Genomic DNA, 16,828 nt, shown 5'->3' with positions numbered 1-16,828 from the left:
TTGACTATTATTTTCCGACAGAACGTATCATATAGCCGCTGCCAGCTTTTTTAGCCTGATTTTCCATTGTTTTCAAAGTATTTGGATTGTCTGTCATATTTGACATTACTACATAGACTGTTCTTCCATTCACTGAAGTCTTTTTGTAGTAGAAATTTCCGCCTAGCTTTTTAGCTATTTCTCTTGCTGAAGATTCCGAAGTTACCGAAGCTACCTGAATGTACTTTTTAGATCCGCCTTTTGCCTGATTTTTCTTGGCATCTTCCCTGGCTTTTCTTGCCGCTTCCTCTTTTGCTCTTTTTGCGGCCTCTTCCTTGGCATGCTGTTTTGCCGCTTCTGCTTTTGCCTGTTCCTTTTTAGCCGCTTCCTGATGCTGTTTTCTTATTTCAGCCTGACGCGCTTCTGCCCTTGCTTCTTCCTGTCGTTTTTGCTCAGCAAGTCTAGCCTCTTCCTGTTTTTTCTGCTCCAATTTTTTAGCTTCCTGCTTTGCCTGGCTTTGTTTCTTCTTGGCATCATCCGTAGCCTTCACATTCATTTTCGGCTGCTGTGAGGCACTCTGATTGGATGTTTCAGGAGTTTGGCCAGTTGTTTCAGTATTTTGCTGTAAATTGACCGGCTGTGCACTTTTTGCCTGTTCAAGCTCCTTTACAGCCGTTTCATTATTATTTTCAATAACCTGATTTGGCAAAGTCAGATTATTTTTATAGTCCTTGGAATTGTAAAAGTCCTTATTTCGAATCTTCATTTCCTTTGTAATGCTTTCTGTCGTAATTACCTTTGATTTCTTGTAGCCTGTTGCAAGTACCACGCCATAAGCAATAATTGCAACAATTCCAACTGCTCTCATTACTTTAAATGGATTTAATCGAAAACTCATTTTTTCTCCCTTCTTTTCCCTATTTTATTTTTGCTGAAAAAATCTTTTGTTTATTAGCTAATTGTCCAATAATTATAACTATTTCGTTAAATAACTTGTTTTAATATTTTTTTAGAATTTTCCGCCGCCAGTTTCACAAAAGTTTCATATTCCATATCAGATTCGTCTGTAATTGAATCTGAAATCGAACGGATTATCAAAAATTTTACACCTAACCTTGTACAGACTTGAGCCACAGCTCCACTTTCCATATCCACGCAAAGCGCTTCAAAATCTTTTCCAAGTTGAATTTTCACATCTTTTTTACTTACAAACTGATCTCCAGTCAGAATTCTTCCAAGCAAAATCTGATGCTCAAAATTCGTTATATTTCCAGTTTTTTCAATTAGATTTTTATCTGATTCAAATGCCCATTCCTTCATTTGAGGGATTTGTCCCATTTTATAGCCAAAGGCTGTAGCATCAACATCGTGCTGAACAATGTCCCGCCCAATAACAACATCTCCAACTTTCAGCCTTTCATCCAGCGATCCAGCTACTCCTGAAAAAATTACTTCACTTACACCAAATTTTTCAATTAGTAAAGTTGCTGTAATTGCGGCATTTACCTTCCCAATTCCAGATTGCACAAAAACAACCTCTTTATCATTAAATTTTCCAGTAAAAAACGATATTCCGTTTATTATATTTTCATTAATATCTTTAATTTCCTTTTTGATTGCTTCAGCCTCTTCAATTACTGCTCCAATAATTCCTATCATTATTTCCTCCGATTTTTATTTTTCATTTTCAATATTATTAGTGTTTTCATTATTAACATTTTCCGTATTACTATCTTTATTTTCAATAGTTGTATTTATATTTCCTTCATAAATATACGTATCTTTAAGTTTACAAGTTTTCGTTTCATTTGTATTAAGAACTGCCTGAAATTCCCATTTTTCATTTTTTCCAAGCGAACTTATGTTGTCAACAGCATCTCCAATTTTTGCTCCATTTTCATCAAAACATGGAATTTCTATTGTCAAATTTCTCTTAGTTACTCCATTATGAGTCAAAATTCCTGTAACAATAGTTTTTCCTCCAGTTATTTCCACTTCTGCATTTGCAAATTTGTATTTTGTATTTTTGGCCTTTATTTCTCCATCTTTTCCACCAATAATACCTCCTATCAATTTACCAGTTGTCCCGATAACCGCTCCAGTAATTCCACCTGCAGCTTTTATAGTTCCTCCGACGACACTTCCAACACCGCCAACAATTCCGCAAGATGAAATTCCAAGCATTATTCCAATTAATAAAATCCTTTTTTTCACTTTTCTTAATTCCTATTCTTTCAATTATTATTTTTCAAAAACTTTATAAATTTCTTATTAACAAATATTTTTCTTATATCTCTTATGCCTTTTCTTTTTTTAGAGCAAAGGGAAACAATCTCCATCTCTTTGCAATCCCGGCTCGTCCAAGCATTTTTAATTTAATAAACAAGCTGTTTAGTAAAAAAATATAAATGGAAAAACAATTATTAACTAAAATATACTGAAGTCAAAATCCAATATATATATTTCAAGATATTATATATTATTTAACTATAAAACAATATTAGTATAACATTAGAATATCATATTCCAACTAAAAAAACAAGGCAAATCATCCAATTTTACCTAAAAAGTAAACTAGAATTCTTGCCTTCATCTACTTAAATTACAGTCCTTAAAATTTCAAAGCTTCCAATAGTTTTTATATTAATTCCAACAGGGATTAAAACTGTTTCTCCTTTTTTAATTGAAAGCTCTTCGTTTTCTCCCCATACAATTTTTCCTTCTCCTTCCAATATTGAATAAATTGTCATGCTTTCATTGTTCACATCTTCAAAAGAATCAGAAAATTTTAATTTATCAATTGAGTAATATTCTTTTTTTATAATATGTTTTCTCAAAATATCTTTCCCATTTTCAGAATCATCAAAATCAGTATTTTTAATTTCCACTTCTTTTCCAAAATCAATTACATCAGCAGAATCCTGTAAGTGCAGTTCTCTTTTTTTCCCATTTTTATCAATTCTGTCAAAATCATAAATTCTATAAGTTACATCTGAGTTTTGCTGAACTTCTGCAAAAAGTACGCTTCCTTTTAATGAGGCGTGAACTGTCCCCGGTGTAATATCAATAAAATCACCTTTTTTAACAGTTTTTTCTTCAAATAATCCATCAAAATCATTTTTTTCTACTTTTTCCAAGAATTTTTCTTTTGTGATACCAGGCTTCATTCCCATAATTAAAGTTGCATCATCACTTGCCTCCATTATATACCAAGATTCGCTTTTTCCAAATTCATTGTGTTTTTTTAAGGCAACTTCATCGCTTGGATGCACTTGAATAGAAAGTCTATCATTTACATCCAGATATTTTATAAGAAGTGGAAATTTGTTAGGATATTTTTCATAAACCTTTTTTCCAGCAAGTTCTTCTTTATATTCCTTGTAAATATCATCCAGTCTTTGTCCAGCCAAAGCACCATTTTCTACAATATCCATTCCATGAGGATGTGCCGACACTTCCCAGGACTCTCCAATTTTCTTGCCTTCAGGCAGTTTCATTCCTAGCTTTGTTTCAAATTCACGTCCGCCCCACACTTTTTCGACAAAAAATTTTTTAAACTTCATTGGATATAACATAAGAACTCTCTCCTTTATTTAATTTATAGAATTAATTTTCAATAATTTCTTTATTTCATGATAACATTTTGAATCAAATTTTACAACAACATAATGAAAAAATTTTGCAAAAAAACCTGCAAATAATATCTGCAGGGGAAAAGTATTTTTTCATTTTTGGGGTGTTATCCTCTACTTAAAAAATAGTAGACAACTATAATTTGAATTATGATATAAATTATATCACGCTCCATGACAGTTTCACCCCCAATCATGGTATATTAAGGTTTTTGACGAAAACCCAAATAATTATATCAAATTATAATACAAAAAGCCAGCTTAAATCAAACTGGCTTCTGTCGTCAAATTTTTAATATACACATGATTGCTTTTTACAAAATAATTATACCATAAAAAAAAATTTTTATCAATTAATTTGAAAAAATTTTGTTAATATTGTAAAATGTTTAAAAGGCGATTTTTAATGTTAAGAGGTTAAAAAATATGTATGTTTACGATGAGCAGAAAATTGAAAAAGAAAAGAGAAAAAGACGACTATTTATTTTGATGAATAGCTTAATATATGTGATTATTCCGATTATAATAGGATTTTTGAAAATTAATAAAAATATTATATCTATTTGGTTAATAATTATTTTTGGAATTTTAAAGTTTTATTTGGAAACAAAAAAGGATTTTGTAAATGATTATGAAAAAGAAGATGAAAAAGATTCAAATTTTGAAGAAACTTTGCGAAAAGAGAAGTTAAAAAAGAAAATTTTTTATTTAAAGATGGGCTGTGTATCAGTTTGTTTAATTGTAATAATTCTAATTAATATAAATATATTTCAGTTGCCAAGTTATGTTAGGGATTTAAAAGAAATTAGGAAAATTATTTCAAACAGCAAAGAACTTTATGTAAATGGGAAAAAACTTGAAAATACAGAAGATGTGAAAAAATGGATTTGGGACTCTACAAATTATTTTGAGATTTTGTGGGATTACAAGAGGACAGCTAATATAGAAGAGCCTAAAATAAAGGCAACTTTATCCAATGATAAAGGACAGTATCTAGTAATTGAGAAAAAAGAATACGGATGGAGTTTTTTAAAAATGAAAGAAAATCATTACTACAAGTTAGGTATTACTTACAAAAAAGATGTTGACAGAACAATAAAAATTGAAAAATCTTTGGGACTTATTCCTCAAGATTAAATATTTTAACATAAATAAAACTGCCTCAATATTTTCTGAAGCAGTTTACTTTTTTATTTTTATAAATTTATTATTTAATTAGTCTATTTATTTTCGATAATTACTGTTTTTGGATCAACTTTATTTCCGTAAACAGGCTCAAGAGTTGCTTTATATGCTTTTTCAAAGAATCCTTCCTTAGTAAGAGCATCTATTTCAGTATTTAGCCAGTCTAACAGTTCCTTGTTCCCTTTTCTTACAGCTGGAGCAATGTAGTCCTGTTCCCCCAGCTGTTTAATATCCACAACAAATCCTGGATTTTCTGTTGCCCATGCGAATACTAGAGTATTATCGTGTGCAAGTGCAGCTCCCCTTTTATCTAATAATGCGTTAAATGTCTCTGTGTTTTGATCGTATTTCAATAATTCTATATCTGGATGATTTTTAGTAAAGTAAATTTCTGCTGTTGTTCCTTTGTTGACTATTAATTTTTTACCTTTCAGCTCCTTCACATCTTTTATTGGAGCGCCTTCTGGCGAAACGATTCCTAATGACACTTTCATATAAGGTTTTGCAAAATCAACTTTTTGTTTTCTTTCGTCTGTTACTGTAAAGTTTGCTAGAATAATGTCAACTTTATTTGATAATAAATATTCCACTCTGTTTGCAGCTTCCAATGTGATAAATTCTATTTTATTTTCGTCTCCTAATAAATCTTTCGCAAGTCTTTTTGCCAAATAAATATCATATCCTTGATTCTGTCCGTTTTCATCAACAAATCCAAATGGCGGCTTATCTCCAAATACTCCTATTCTTATTTTTCCTGCTTTTTTTATTGCCTCAATTGATCCTGGTTCAGCGCTTCCTTTTCCACCTTTTCCACAGCTTATTGCAAATACTCCTAAAACTAAGATTGCAATAATTTTTACAAACCTTTCAAAATTCTTTTTCATAATTACCTCCAAGTTTATTTAATATTTTTGTTATTTCTTATCCTAATTTTTCCAATTCATTTTTTAAATATTTAGCTAGTTCCAACATAGCATATTTTCCAGCTATTTTTTCGGCGTCGGCATTGTAGTTGGTATTTGTATTTATGTCATAAACAAAAACTTCGTTGTTTTCATTTATGATAAACTCTATTGCCGCCACATCTATGTGGTTTTCTTTCAAAAATTTTTCATATTTTTCAATTTGATTTTCTGGCAATCTTTCAATAATTCTAAATTTTGATTTTTCTGCCGCTTCTTCTCCTACAGGACAGAATTTATCATTTATCTGGCACGAATCTGCTGGACATAGTTCAAATCCATCGCTTGAGTCAACTTTTACGGCATAGAGATATTTTCCACCTATAAATTCAGCTCTTATGATATGTCCATCCACAGGCTTCACATATTCCTGAATCAAACTTATTCCATCAACAGAATCTTCAAAATCATTTCCATTTACATAATTGCCAAGTTCTTCATAACTTCTTATAAGTCTTACCCCAAGACCTTTTCCAGCTCTGTTGTGCTTTATGATAAAAGGATATGTGTCAAGTTCCTTTGCGGCATTTAAGATTTGCTCTTTTCCCACAGCTCCCAATGTTTTTGGAGTATTTATCCCTGCCTTTTGCAGTAAGATGTATTGTTTCAATTTACTCACTTCAAGATTTATAGCAGATGTCCCATTAATTACACGAACTGCTTCTGTTCCTTTGTTTTCCAGCCATGTTAAGACTTGCTCCGTTAATTCTGGTGCATATCTATGCCCTCTTGTATGTGAAGAAGCGCTCATTCTGTTATAATACACGCCTTTTTCAGGCTCTTTTCCTATATTTAATATTCCTTCTGATAAATCCAGTTCTTCATAAGGAACTGACAATTCATCCAGCCTTGCAGTCAGATGCCTTGTCCAATCCATATTTTCATGAATTATATATACTTTTGACATATTTTCATCCTTTCTATTTTTATTTTTAAAGTTTATTAGCTACAGCCGTATTTTCTCGAAGTCCAGCATATACTTCCTCTGTTTCCACAACTTCGTATTCTGCAGTTTTTTCAATAATCGCAGGAACAAGCGTGTTTCCAACTACATTTACCGCTGTACGTCCAGCATTTGCCAAAAAGTCAACTGATACAATCAGGGCAATGCCTTCTGCAGGTAAATTAAGCTGTGTTGCAGTCGCAAGCAGTACAACCAATGCTCCAGATGGAACTGCTGCAATTCCTTTTGTAATTATTGTCAAAAACAATATTAACGGTATTAATTGACCCCATGTAAGCGGAGTTGAGTACAAGTTTGTTATAAATGTTACTGATAAACTTATATAAATGCAGGCTCCAATAAGATTAAATGAATATCCAAGCGGTGTAGCAAAAGCTGAAACTGATTCAGATATTCCGTTTTCTTCACTACGTTCAAGAAGTGTCGGTAAAACTACTGCAGAACCTCCTGTTGTAAAGGCTATCAGTACCAGATCCTTAATATTTGATAATAATTTTAAATAAGGAACTTTGAATATGTATGCAATAATCGGAAATACGACTAATAGAGCTGCCAAGTATCCAACATAAAGAAGCAGTACAAACTGTCCTAGCAAGTACAAATCTCCAAGCCCAGTTTTAGCCACATTGCTTGCAATCAGTCCAAACACTCCCACAGGTGCAAATGCAATGGCATAATCTACAATCTTATACATAGCCTTTATCCAAGATTCAAAGAATGTTATAACAGGTTTATTGTCATCTCCAACAGCAATTAAGGCAATTCCCAAAAATACCGCAAAAAATATAACCGGTAGAAGATTTCCATCTGCAAATGCTGCAAATACATTTTTAGGTACAATTGATGTTAAGAAATCGCTCAAATTAATGTTAGAAGCAACATCTTTAATAGCTTCTGTGGAAATGCTTCCAGCTTTTATATTTGCACCAATTCCTGTTACTTTCCCTAAAATAAGGCTAAGCGTGATTACTAACGTTGTAATTGAGAAAAAATGTAAAAATGTCTTAAACGCAAGATTTCCAAACTTTTTAGTATTTTTCATTGTAACTATTGATAAAACAACCAGCGGGAATACAAGCGGCACAATAACCATCTGAACTAAACTGGTAAACAGCACTCCCAGTATTTTTAACTCTTTCGCAAACGACGGAAATAACTGCCCGACCAAAATCCCTAATAACGCACCAATCAATATCTATGCCAATAAATTCAATTTTCTAAATCCTAATAATTTTTTCATGCTTTCATTCTCCCTTCAACAATTAGCATTCACTAAATTGTTTTACTAAATTTTTTATTTATATCAGCAAAGCTGATTCCACCTTATCTTTCTTTTCAAAATTAAATATATTTAAGAATTTCTTAGCCCTTTCAGTTTTTGGATTTCTAAAAAATTCCAGCGGATAATTTGTTTCAACGATTTCTCCAGAATCCATAAATACTATCCTATCCGCAACTGCTTTAGCAAATTCCATTTCATGAGTAACGATTATCATTGTCATTCCTTCCTTTGCCAGTTCCAGCATTACATCCAGCACTTCCCTTACCATTTCAGGATCAAGTGCCGCTGTAACTTCATCAAACAGCATTATTTCTGGATTCATACATAGCGATCTTATAATTGCTATTCTTTGTTTTTGTCCTCCTGACAGTTCTCTTGGATATGAGTTCTTTTTATCCAGAAGTCCTACTCTTTCGAGCAATTTTTCTGCTTGTTCCGTAACTTCCTTTTTATCCCTTTTCTGTACTTTAAGCGGTCCTAACAGAAGATTTTGCATAACTGTCATGTGGTCAAATAATTCATAACTTTGAAATACCATTCCTATTCTCTGGCGTATTAAGTGCCATTTTGTCTTGTCTTTATTGATAACATTTCCTTGTAATTTTATTTCTCCAGACTGAATTTCTTCAAGTCCGTTTACACACCTTAAAAGTGTACTTTTTCCACATCCAGAAGGCCCTAATATTACTACAACTTCGCTTTTATTTACTGAAAGCGAAACTCCTTTTAGTGCAGGTATGCCTTTTTTATATTCTTTTTTTATATCAGAAAGTTCCAATAAAACTTCCGAATCTGCCATTTTGCTTACCTCCGTTTCCTTTATTTTTTAAACAGCCCATTTTTTCTCCATTTTTTTTGATAATAACGTAATTGGGTAACAAATTATGAAGTATAGAAAAAATATGAACAGATACACCCAAAATGGTGCCATCGGATTTTTCCTGCTTGAAAACTCTATAATTTGCCGTCCTATTTTTAGAACTTCTGCAACTTCTATAAAAATCGCAAGTGAAGTTGTCTTAATCATTCTTGTTATAAGGTTTACCGCCGCAGGTGCAATTCTTCTTACTGCCTGCGGAAGCAGCACATATCTATAAACCTGAATTGTATCAAGCCCCAAAGCCTTTGCACTTTCTCCTTGAATTTTTGGAAGAGAAATAATAGCTCCCCTCACAATATCCATCATTTCAGCCGTTCCCCATATCACAAACACTATTATTGTCGTAGTTTCTGAATCAATATGCAAATCAAAGCCTTTTGCAACTCCAAAATAAATTATGAATAGCCACACAAGCAAGGGAATGATTCTCATACTTTCCAGATAAAGCTTCAATATTCCATAAATAATCTTATTTTTTGAAGTCATAACTATTCCTAGAATTAATCCGAACAATATTGAAAATACTATGGAAACAAAAGCAATTTGTCCCGTTACAATAAGCCCACCCATAAGCCTTTGCAAATTGACTCCTTTAAAAATAACATCAATTCCCGACAGTTGCATATCTTATTCTCCTTTCAATTACTGTTAAAATAAACGAAACTGGCAAAATAATAATCAAATATGCTGCAACAAGCATAAACAGACTTTCATTCGTTTTATAATAAAGCCCTATCAAATCCCGTGTCAGATACATCAGTTCCATTAAAGCCAAAATCCCTATTACTGAAGTTTCTTTCAAAAGAAATATTATATTTGCCGCTATCGCTGGAAACGAAACCGTAAATGCCTGTGGCAATATTACGTTAGTTATAAGCTGTGATTCTGTAAGTCCAATACTTAATCCAGATTCCCGCTGCCCTTTCGTAACTGACTCCAATCCGCTCCGAAATGCCTCACACATGTAACTTCCACCAAGGAAAGATAATCCAATCACAGCACAGATATGCGAATTAAATGTAATTCCAATTTTGGGAAGCCCAAAATACAGAAAGAACAGCTGTATTACAAGCGGAGTATTTCTCGAAAGCTCAATATAAATTCCCACAATCTGCCTAGCAACTGGAACTCTGTAATAAAGCACCAATGCACAAACTATCCCAATCAATATTGAAAATACAATTCCAAAAATTCCTATAAACACGGTCAATTTCATTGCTTCTAAATATTTAGGAATATTTTCTATTATAAAATTAAAGTCCATTTTTATCTTTCCTTTCTAAGAATGTTGTTGTATATTTTACTTTTTTATCTCTTATATTTGTATATGAAAATATTATACTACAAAAAATTTTATTTGTAAAGATTTATTTTTGTATATACATATATTTTCTTAAAAACAATAAAAAAACCTCCAAATGTTTTTATTTAGAGGATTTTTTCTTGCTATATTGAATAAATATCAGCTTCATTTTCAGAATACCTTTTCAAAAAATTTTGTAACCTTTTATTTTGAGAATTGACAAAAATTTCTTCAGGCTTCCCTTCTTCTATAATTGTTCCACCATCCATAAATACTATATAATCGGATACTTCTCTTGCAAACTGCATTTCATGGGTAACAATTATCATTGTCATATTTTCTTTTACCATATCTTTTATAACTTTCAGAACTTCTCCAATAAGTTCAGGATCAAGTGCCGAAGTTGGCTCATCAAGCAAAATTACCTCTGGACTCATCGCAGCCGCCCTTGCGATTCCCACTCTTTGCTGCTGCCCTCCAGAAAGCTGATTTGGGTAAAATTCGGCTTTATCTTTTAACCCTACTTTTTCAAGCATTTTCAATCCAATTTCCGTTACTTCGTTCTTATTCATTTTTTTTACAATCAAAAGACCTTCAATTACATTTTCCAAAGCAGTTTTGTTTTTGAATAAATTATAATTCTGAAAAACCATTGTCGTATTTTTTCTAAGCCTGTTTATATCTTTTTTATTTATTTTACTCAAGTCAAATGTTTCGTTTCCAAAAGTTATTGTTCCCGATGAAGCTGTTTCAAGAAAATTAAGGCTTCGTAAAAATGTTGATTTTCCAGATCCACTCGGTCCTATGATGCTTATTACCTGTCCTTTTTCTATTTTAAAGTTTATTCCTTTCAAAACTTCATTTTTTCCAAAAGACAATTTTAGATTTTCAACCTTTATCATTTTACAGTCCACCTACTCTCAATTTCTTTTCCACAATTCCCATTACTTTTTCCACAATTATACAAACAACCCAGTAAATTCCTGAAACTACGATATATGCTTCAAAAATATCCAGTCCTGAAGCTGAAATTATTTTTGCCTTTCCAATCATTTCCACAATTGAAACTGAAAAAGCAAGTGAGGAATCCTTTATCAAACTTATAAAAGTATTTCCAAAATTAGGAAAAGTTATTATAATCGCCTGCGGAAGTACAATTCTTCTCATTGCCTGCCATTTTGTCATTCCAATAGACAATGCAGCTTCAACTTGCCCTTTATCCACAGACTGAATTGCCGCCCTGAATGTTTCCGACAGATAACCTGATACATTTAAAATAAATGCCACATAAACAAATATAATCGCAGGAATATTATTCACATCTATATTAAATCCATACTTTAAATGTATATAATCTAATATTTTAGGCAATCCATAATAGGCAAGGTAAATCTGAACTAAAAGAGGTGTCCCTCTTATAAAGGACACATAAATTGCAGCAAGCCTTGTCAGCACAGGAATTTTATCTCATTTTATCCAAGTACTAGCATTTTATTTGTATCTATAAGATTTTCTTGACAATTTAAATTAATTTTCAGGTTATATGAAATCAATAATGTTATTTTTGATACAAACGTACATAGTCAATCTCTGTAGTTTGAACTGGGAACGGAGAATTTTCAGAAGGTGGATTCAAACCTGGTTCCCATTCCACGTAATCATTAAAAATGAAATGCCATTTATCGTTCTCAAATCCTTGTTTAACTAAAGCAGAAGGAATATTCAGCTTGCTAAAGTCTTCATCTGGCATAGTAGAAAGATAATTGCCATATTGGTCATATCTAGTATTATCAACTACACTGATACGTTGAGCATCCTTAATACGGTAATGAACAACTGGAATCAATCTTCCGTCCATATAATAACGTACTTTTGTTCCATCAAACTCAATTGCCCAAACATGCCATTCATGCGTTAATGATTTACTCTGTCCACCAACAATATTTTCAAGACGATGTGTAAAGCCACGTGGAGTCCATTCGTGATTTACTTGGCTGTAATAACAGCTGATATTAGTTGCAGGCCATGCATAACTAGGAGTACTTGAAAACCATTCCAAAATTAATAATGAACCATAAGGAGCACTTCCACCTGGATTTTTACAAATAGGTGTATCCACATCATTTTGCTGTTTCTGCATCCAAAGAGCTGTACGCATTCCTTGCAAATGATTCCAGTTCATTCTAGCCCGTATTTCTGCACGGAACGGCTTAGAAGCATCCACAAGCTTATTAGATTCTAATCTGCCGCTTGAATATTGTGTAACCTTACCTGCAGGACATACACCTGTAGTTGCATTTGCATCAGTTAACGGATCCCCTCTTCTATCAACACAATGACGACGTGTAGTAATTCTGACATAATCACCATCTACAAGACTGACATTATTGTGTAAATAAGACAAGTGGCTGTTTAGATGATTAATCGCCTTTTTGCTTTGCCAATCAGAAGGGATATTTCTATCTTTAAATTCCCAGCATTTCACACTCTTCCATTGTCCTGAAGCATCTGTTGCGCTACCGCATCCATTTGTTGATGGAGCTGGCCCAGGTGCCGGCTGATTATTTATAAATCTTCGAATTACATCTACTGCCTTTTTTTCTGTGCCGTCTGACTTCCAAATCCCAAAATAATTTTCAGGATCTGCAGCATCCAGTATATCAGGCCGTCCATTATTATTCGCATCAATATTCGCATCAGGAATACCGTCTCCATTTGTATCAATATTTACATCAAGCCACCCATCGCCATTACTGTCTCTATCCACTACTCCTGAAGCAATGTAAGGCTTTCTGTCTTTTGCCTGATACAGAATAAGAGGCCCAAATATGTCTGATTTTTGATACCATCCTAAAATCTGGCCTATTACATTAGCCTGTTTTGTTTCATCAACTCCAGGATAAGCGGCATCCAGCCCTACCTCTGACGGCCATATTTTTTTATTTCCATCACCATTCTCTGACATTATCTGATATAATGTTTTTTCTCCTCTGCCAGGTGCCACAACATCACCTATCATATTTGCCCAGCCGTTATCTCGAAATGCTCTGGCATAAATTCCATAAGGATGATGCGATACACCATCAAAATATCCCTTTGCACCAGATCTATACATTCTTTCTAAAAATTCCATAGGTCCGATATATCCTGTTGAACTATTACTGTTTCCTACCGTCATTCCACCAGCCATAACATTTACATCATTATAAGCATTATGTGCTGCCGTATATGCTATTTTCAGCAAATGAGTATAGTGTTCAGGATTTGGTCTAGGATTTTGAATCGTATCGTGCCAAAATTCTGGATTCCCTGGTTCATTCCAAAATTCATAGTCAATTACTCCCTGTGAAGCGTATCTTTTTACCAATGCAGTTACAAAATTTGAAAAATCGTTATCATACTGCTGAAGCGGCGCAAATGATGCTACCCAGATTTTTCTTGCATTTAAAGCATTTTTTTCAGCAGCTGAAAGTTTGTCTGCTCCTGTTGCCCATTCAGGAGCACCGCTTATTTGCATTAAGACTTTCAAGTTATATTTTTTGGCAAGAGCAACAGCATCATCTATATCCTGCCAGTCGTATCTTCCATTTTTTGAAGACTGGATTCTATGCCACGAAGCTGTAATTCTTACCCACTGAAATCCTACCCCCGCTATTTTGGAATAAGAGTCTTCGGCTTCCCTAAGATTACTTCTCCAAAATGGATTGACAGGCTGTATTCCAATTCCCTTCACATTATGAATTTTTGTATCATCTTTTTTTTGTTTTTTAGGATTATCATCTTTGCCACCATCATTTCTACCGTTTTGATGTCCAGGGTTTCCACCTTTTCCGCCACCTTTATGATGGCCAATTCCACCAACTATTGCTCCGACAGCAGAAGCTCCTGCCACTCCGCCAATAATAGGCCCTACAGGAACTTTTCCTCCTATGTTGCCTCCTAATGATCCTATGTTTACTTTTGACTGCGCGATATTGCCAATAATATTACTGTTTTTTTCTGTTGTATCTGTACAGTTTAATATTACTGCATCATAATTTCCTAAATTATCTGAAAAAACTTTATTTCCATCAATAACTTTAACTATATTTGAACATTTTAATGTGATTTCAGTTGTATTTACTGTTCCACTATTTATCGTTGCTTCCTTTTTCAGAAGATTTTCAGATGTACCTGAACACTTTAAAACTATGTTATTTGAGCTGCCGCTGCCAGATAGCGGGGTTCCAGCTGTATTTACATTTTTTACTGTATTTGAACATTTCAACTGTACTACATTGACACTTTCAATTTGAGATAATTCATCTATTTTAATTATTCTAACTATATTTGAACATTTTAAAAGCTTTTCAGCTGTATTTACATCTTTTGTCAGTTCATCTTCCGTGCTTTCACTTGTATTTAAACATTTCAGCAATATATTTTGAGAACTTATTTTATTTGTTCCAATAATATTTTCACTGCCAGTTTCAGAATTTATACATTTTAAAAATATATTATTGCCATTATTTTCAGTTATTCCAGTTCCTTGTGCATTTTCCCCCGCCATATTTGAACATTTTAACAATATATCATTATTTGATTTTATTTCACTTACTGAAAAAGACACATTACCTGTATTTTCAGCCATTATCGAAAAACTCATAGAAATTAAGAGCAGTACAGCAATTATAAATTTTTTCATTTTCTATCACCTTTCCCAAATTAATGTTTCAACTTCATGTTGCAGTTAGATTTTTTCTTTTTAGAAAACCTGTAATTTTATAATCTGTTAAAACTTAAATTATTGATTATATCTATGGAATCTTCTTCAGATATATTTTTAGCATTTTCTTTTTTTACCTCGTCTTCAAAGTATTTTTCTCTTTTTACAGTATCTTTTTTTAAAGTTGAAACCGTATTCGTATTACTTTTTCCTTTCAAATTACCAGATATGTCTATCCTGTCTTCTTCTGGTATATTGTTATAAGTATTATGACCTGCCGCTCTAGCTTCCTTTATTTCATTTTCCAAAGATCTCAACTTTTTTGCAGAACTTCTTTTAAAAGTTAAAACTTCATTACTTTTGTTTTTCAAATTGCCAGCTATACTTATTCTATCTTCTTCTGGTATATTATAGGTATATGCTGCCGTCTTAACTTCTTTTATTTTCGGTTTATTTTTTATACTTCCTATTCTGTATCCTACTCTTATACCAAATGTATCGATTTTACCTTTAATTTTTATAGGACTGACTGTATCTTCTGGCTGATATTTAAAATTTGATCTTTCGTAAAGAGCTTCTATAGAAACTGGCCCTAATTCTGTACCTAATCCTCCAGCATAGTAAAGACCGCCACGAAGATCTTTCTTGTTAAAGTTTTCCTCCTTTATTTCACCGTGTACATATCCTATTCGTCCAACGGCATAAAGAAGATTATTTCCTTTGTTATTTACTAAGTTAATCTTCGCTGTACCGTAAGCAGGATAAGTCCTTAAAACGTGTTTCTGTTCTTTATCATTAAAAAAGGCTGTAATATCAAGAAATCTTTGTTCAACACCTAGACCTAGTTCAACAATTCCCTGATTATCAAATAAATATTCCAGACCAACAACAGGCATCTTTTTAATATCAAAATCAGATTTTGCAGACTGCCATTTATTATTTTTCATTCCTGTTCCTAAAAATTGCTCTGGCTGGATATTGTATCTATTTTTAAAATTATATCCTGCATTTAATCTAAGTTCTCCGCCATTCCATTTTCTTTTCTGAGTTTTATCTGTAGTGTACTGCATATCTCCTGTTTTAGCAAAAATATCAGTTCTAAAAGGATCAAAAGGCACAGTTTCATTTTTTTTCTTCGATAAATTTTTGATATTTCCGATACTGTATCCTAGTCTTACACCAACCGTATTTATATTATCTTTCGTCTTTTTAAAATTATTTAGAGTACTTATATTATTTCTGTTTATATTACCTAAATTTACTTTGTCATATCGTAAATTTGATCTTTCATACAACGCTTCAATCGAAATGGGACCAATTTGAGTACCTAGTCCACCAGCATAATAAAGTCCACCACGAAAATTTTTATCCTTTAAGTCTTCTTTATTATCCCTTCCGGCTTTAGCATAAGCATACCCCCCTCTTCCAATAATATAGAGCAAATCATTTCCTTCTTCAGAAGTTATTAAATTGTACTTACTTGTTAAGTATATTGGTGTTATTTCATACATTTTCATTTCATTCTTATCTTTTAAAGCTGAAGATTTTACAGAAAACTTATGTTCTGCACCAATTCCTAATTCAAGTCTTCCCTGATTGTCAAACAGCCACTCTATTCCTGCAACGGGGCCATTTTTAAATTTATAGTCATAAATAGTATTCGACAAACCTTTCTGATGTTTAGTTAAATCATTTTTATATGCCCTGTCAAAGTCCCACCCTCCGTTTATCTTTATTTCCTGAGCCATTGCAGTTGCCGCTGACATCATCATCGTACTTAAAATATGTAATTTTTTCATGATTCTGTTCTCCCTTAATTTTGCAAATCTATTTTTTATAATTTAATATCCAAATATTTAGAAAAAATTATAAAAAAATAAAAATTATCATGTTCTGACTAAAATACACCTTTCTTGCTAAGTACATTTTACTAAAT

Annotated in this window: 15 protein-coding genes; 1 reads left to right on the top strand and 14 read right to left on the bottom strand. The window is 32.6% G+C overall.

All coding sequences use genetic code 11. The features are described from left to right. Positions 1-7: 7 nt before the first annotated feature. From FVE77_RS00625 to FVE77_RS00610, 4 genes are all read right to left on the bottom strand, one after another. Complete coding sequence (locus FVE77_RS00625) at positions 8-877, bottom strand: SPOR domain-containing protein (RefSeq protein ID WP_026745422.1); 870 nt, start codon at positions 875-877, stop codon at positions 8-10. Positions 878-963: 86 nt separating this feature from the next. Then, positions 964-1,638, bottom strand: a complete 675-nt coding sequence (locus tag FVE77_RS00620) for a 5'-methylthioadenosine/adenosylhomocysteine nucleosidase (protein ID WP_026745423.1) — start codon at positions 1,636-1,638, stop codon at positions 964-966. 15 nt (positions 1,639-1,653) lie between these two features. Beyond that, positions 1,654-2,193 carry an FxLYD domain-containing protein gene (locus FVE77_RS00615; protein WP_006805545.1) on the bottom strand — a complete coding sequence of 180 codons (540 nt, stop codon included), beginning with the start codon at positions 2,191-2,193 and terminating at the stop codon, positions 1,654-1,656. Positions 2,194-2,576: 383 nt separating this feature from the next. Further along, positions 2,577-3,554 (bottom strand): type I phosphomannose isomerase catalytic subunit, encoded by a 978-nt coding sequence (locus tag FVE77_RS00610; RefSeq protein ID WP_026745424.1) that lies wholly within the window; start codon positions 3,552-3,554, stop codon positions 2,577-2,579. 483 nt (positions 3,555-4,037) lie between these two features. Here FVE77_RS00610 and FVE77_RS00605 point away from each other — a divergent pair, with 483 nt between their 5' ends. Beyond that, positions 4,038-4,748 (top strand): hypothetical protein, encoded by a 711-nt coding sequence (locus FVE77_RS00605; protein ID WP_006805542.1) that lies wholly within the window; start codon positions 4,038-4,040, stop codon positions 4,746-4,748. Positions 4,749-4,831: 83 nt separating this feature from the next. Here the strand turns inward: FVE77_RS00605 and FVE77_RS00600 are convergent, their stop codons facing one another. The 10 genes from FVE77_RS00600 to FVE77_RS00555 form a co-directional block, all read right to left on the bottom strand. Continuing rightward, on the bottom strand, positions 4,832-5,680 hold the full coding sequence (locus FVE77_RS00600; RefSeq protein ID WP_026745425.1) for a cysteine ABC transporter substrate-binding protein: 849 nt from the start codon (positions 5,678-5,680) through the stop codon (positions 4,832-4,834). 37 nt (positions 5,681-5,717) lie between these two features. Further along, positions 5,718-6,665: an ATP-grasp domain-containing protein gene (locus FVE77_RS00595; protein ID WP_026745426.1), complete on the bottom strand. Its 948-nt coding sequence runs from the start codon at positions 6,663-6,665 to the stop codon at positions 5,718-5,720. Between the two features lie 25 nt (positions 6,666-6,690). Continuing rightward, positions 6,691-7,914, bottom strand: a complete 1,224-nt coding sequence (locus tag FVE77_RS00590; protein ID WP_232052937.1) for a dicarboxylate/amino acid:cation symporter — start codon at positions 7,912-7,914, stop codon at positions 6,691-6,693. Positions 7,915-8,020: 106 nt separating this feature from the next. Next, entirely contained in the window at positions 8,021-8,803 is a 783-nt protein-coding gene (locus tag FVE77_RS00585; protein WP_006805538.1) for an amino acid ABC transporter ATP-binding protein, read from the bottom strand. A gap of 27 nt (positions 8,804-8,830) precedes the next feature. Beyond that, a complete protein-coding gene (locus FVE77_RS00580; RefSeq protein ID WP_026745427.1) occupies positions 8,831-9,508 on the bottom strand; it encodes an amino acid ABC transporter permease in 678 nt (225 codons plus the stop codon). Then, positions 9,489-10,148 (bottom strand): amino acid ABC transporter permease, encoded by a 660-nt coding sequence (locus FVE77_RS00575; protein ID WP_026745428.1) that lies wholly within the window; start codon positions 10,146-10,148, stop codon positions 9,489-9,491. Before FVE77_RS00575 ends, FVE77_RS00580 begins: the two co-directional genes overlap by 20 nt. Positions 10,149-10,330: 182 nt before the next feature. Further along, positions 10,331-11,089 (bottom strand): amino acid ABC transporter ATP-binding protein, encoded by a 759-nt coding sequence (locus tag FVE77_RS00570; RefSeq protein WP_026745429.1) that lies wholly within the window; start codon positions 11,087-11,089, stop codon positions 10,331-10,333. Position 11,090: 1 nt separating this feature from the next. Further along, positions 11,091-11,642, bottom strand: a complete 552-nt coding sequence (locus tag FVE77_RS00565; RefSeq protein ID WP_232052936.1) for an amino acid ABC transporter permease — start codon at positions 11,640-11,642, stop codon at positions 11,091-11,093. Between the two features lie 103 nt (positions 11,643-11,745). Next, positions 11,746-14,871, bottom strand: a complete 3,126-nt coding sequence (locus tag FVE77_RS00560) for a cellulase family glycosylhydrolase (protein ID WP_232052935.1) — start codon at positions 14,869-14,871, stop codon at positions 11,746-11,748. A 77-nt stretch (positions 14,872-14,948) separates the two neighbouring features. Then, the gene (locus FVE77_RS00555) at positions 14,949-16,691 is read right to left on the bottom strand and encodes a hypothetical protein (RefSeq protein WP_026745431.1); all 1,743 of its coding nucleotides are present in this window, start codon (positions 16,689-16,691) and stop codon (positions 14,949-14,951) included. Positions 16,692-16,828: the final 137 nt, after the last annotated feature.

It is taken from the genome of Leptotrichia hofstadii (assembly GCF_007990525.1).
In the GTDB taxonomy this organism is placed as follows: domain Bacteria; phylum Fusobacteriota; class Fusobacteriia; order Fusobacteriales; family Leptotrichiaceae; genus Leptotrichia; species Leptotrichia hofstadii.
The sequence above is the reverse complement of the archived record's forward strand: the minus strand, read 5'-3'. Positions and strand labels throughout refer to the sequence as shown.

Excerpts from the sequence above, each read along its gene's own strand:
- FVE77_RS00620 (WP_026745423.1), bottom strand. The coding sequence starts at position 1,638 with ATGATAGGAATTATTGGAGCAGTAATTGAAGAGGCTGAAGCAATCAAA.
- FVE77_RS00555 (WP_026745431.1), bottom strand. The coding sequence starts at position 16,691 with ATGAAAAAATTACATATTTTAAGTACGATGATGATGTCAGCGGCAACT.
- FVE77_RS00610 (WP_026745424.1), bottom strand. The coding sequence starts at position 3,554 with ATGTTATATCCAATGAAGTTTAAAAAATTTTTTGTCGAAAAAGTGTGG.
- FVE77_RS00600 (WP_026745425.1), bottom strand. The coding sequence starts at position 5,680 with ATGAAAAAGAATTTTGAAAGGTTTGTAAAAATTATTGCAATCTTAGTT.
- FVE77_RS00575 (WP_026745428.1), bottom strand. The coding sequence starts at position 10,148 with ATGGACTTTAATTTTATAATAGAAAATATTCCTAAATATTTAGAAGCA.
- FVE77_RS00585 (WP_006805538.1), bottom strand. The coding sequence starts at position 8,803 with ATGGCAGATTCGGAAGTTTTATTGGAACTTTCTGATATAAAAAAAGAA.
- FVE77_RS00560 (WP_232052935.1), bottom strand. The coding sequence starts at position 14,871 with ATGAAAAAATTTATAATTGCTGTACTGCTCTTAATTTCTATGAGTTTT.
- FVE77_RS00605 (WP_006805542.1), top strand. The coding sequence starts at position 4,038 with ATGTATGTTTACGATGAGCAGAAAATTGAAAAAGAAAAGAGAAAAAGA.
- FVE77_RS00595 (WP_026745426.1), bottom strand. The coding sequence starts at position 6,665 with ATGTCAAAAGTATATATAATTCATGAAAATATGGATTGGACAAGGCAT.
- FVE77_RS00570 (WP_026745429.1), bottom strand. The coding sequence starts at position 11,089 with ATGATAAAGGTTGAAAATCTAAAATTGTCTTTTGGAAAAAATGAAGTT.
- FVE77_RS00625 (WP_026745422.1), bottom strand. The coding sequence starts at position 877 with ATGAGTTTTCGATTAAATCCATTTAAAGTAATGAGAGCAGTTGGAATT.
- FVE77_RS00580 (WP_026745427.1), bottom strand. The coding sequence starts at position 9,508 with ATGCAACTGTCGGGAATTGATGTTATTTTTAAAGGAGTCAATTTGCAA.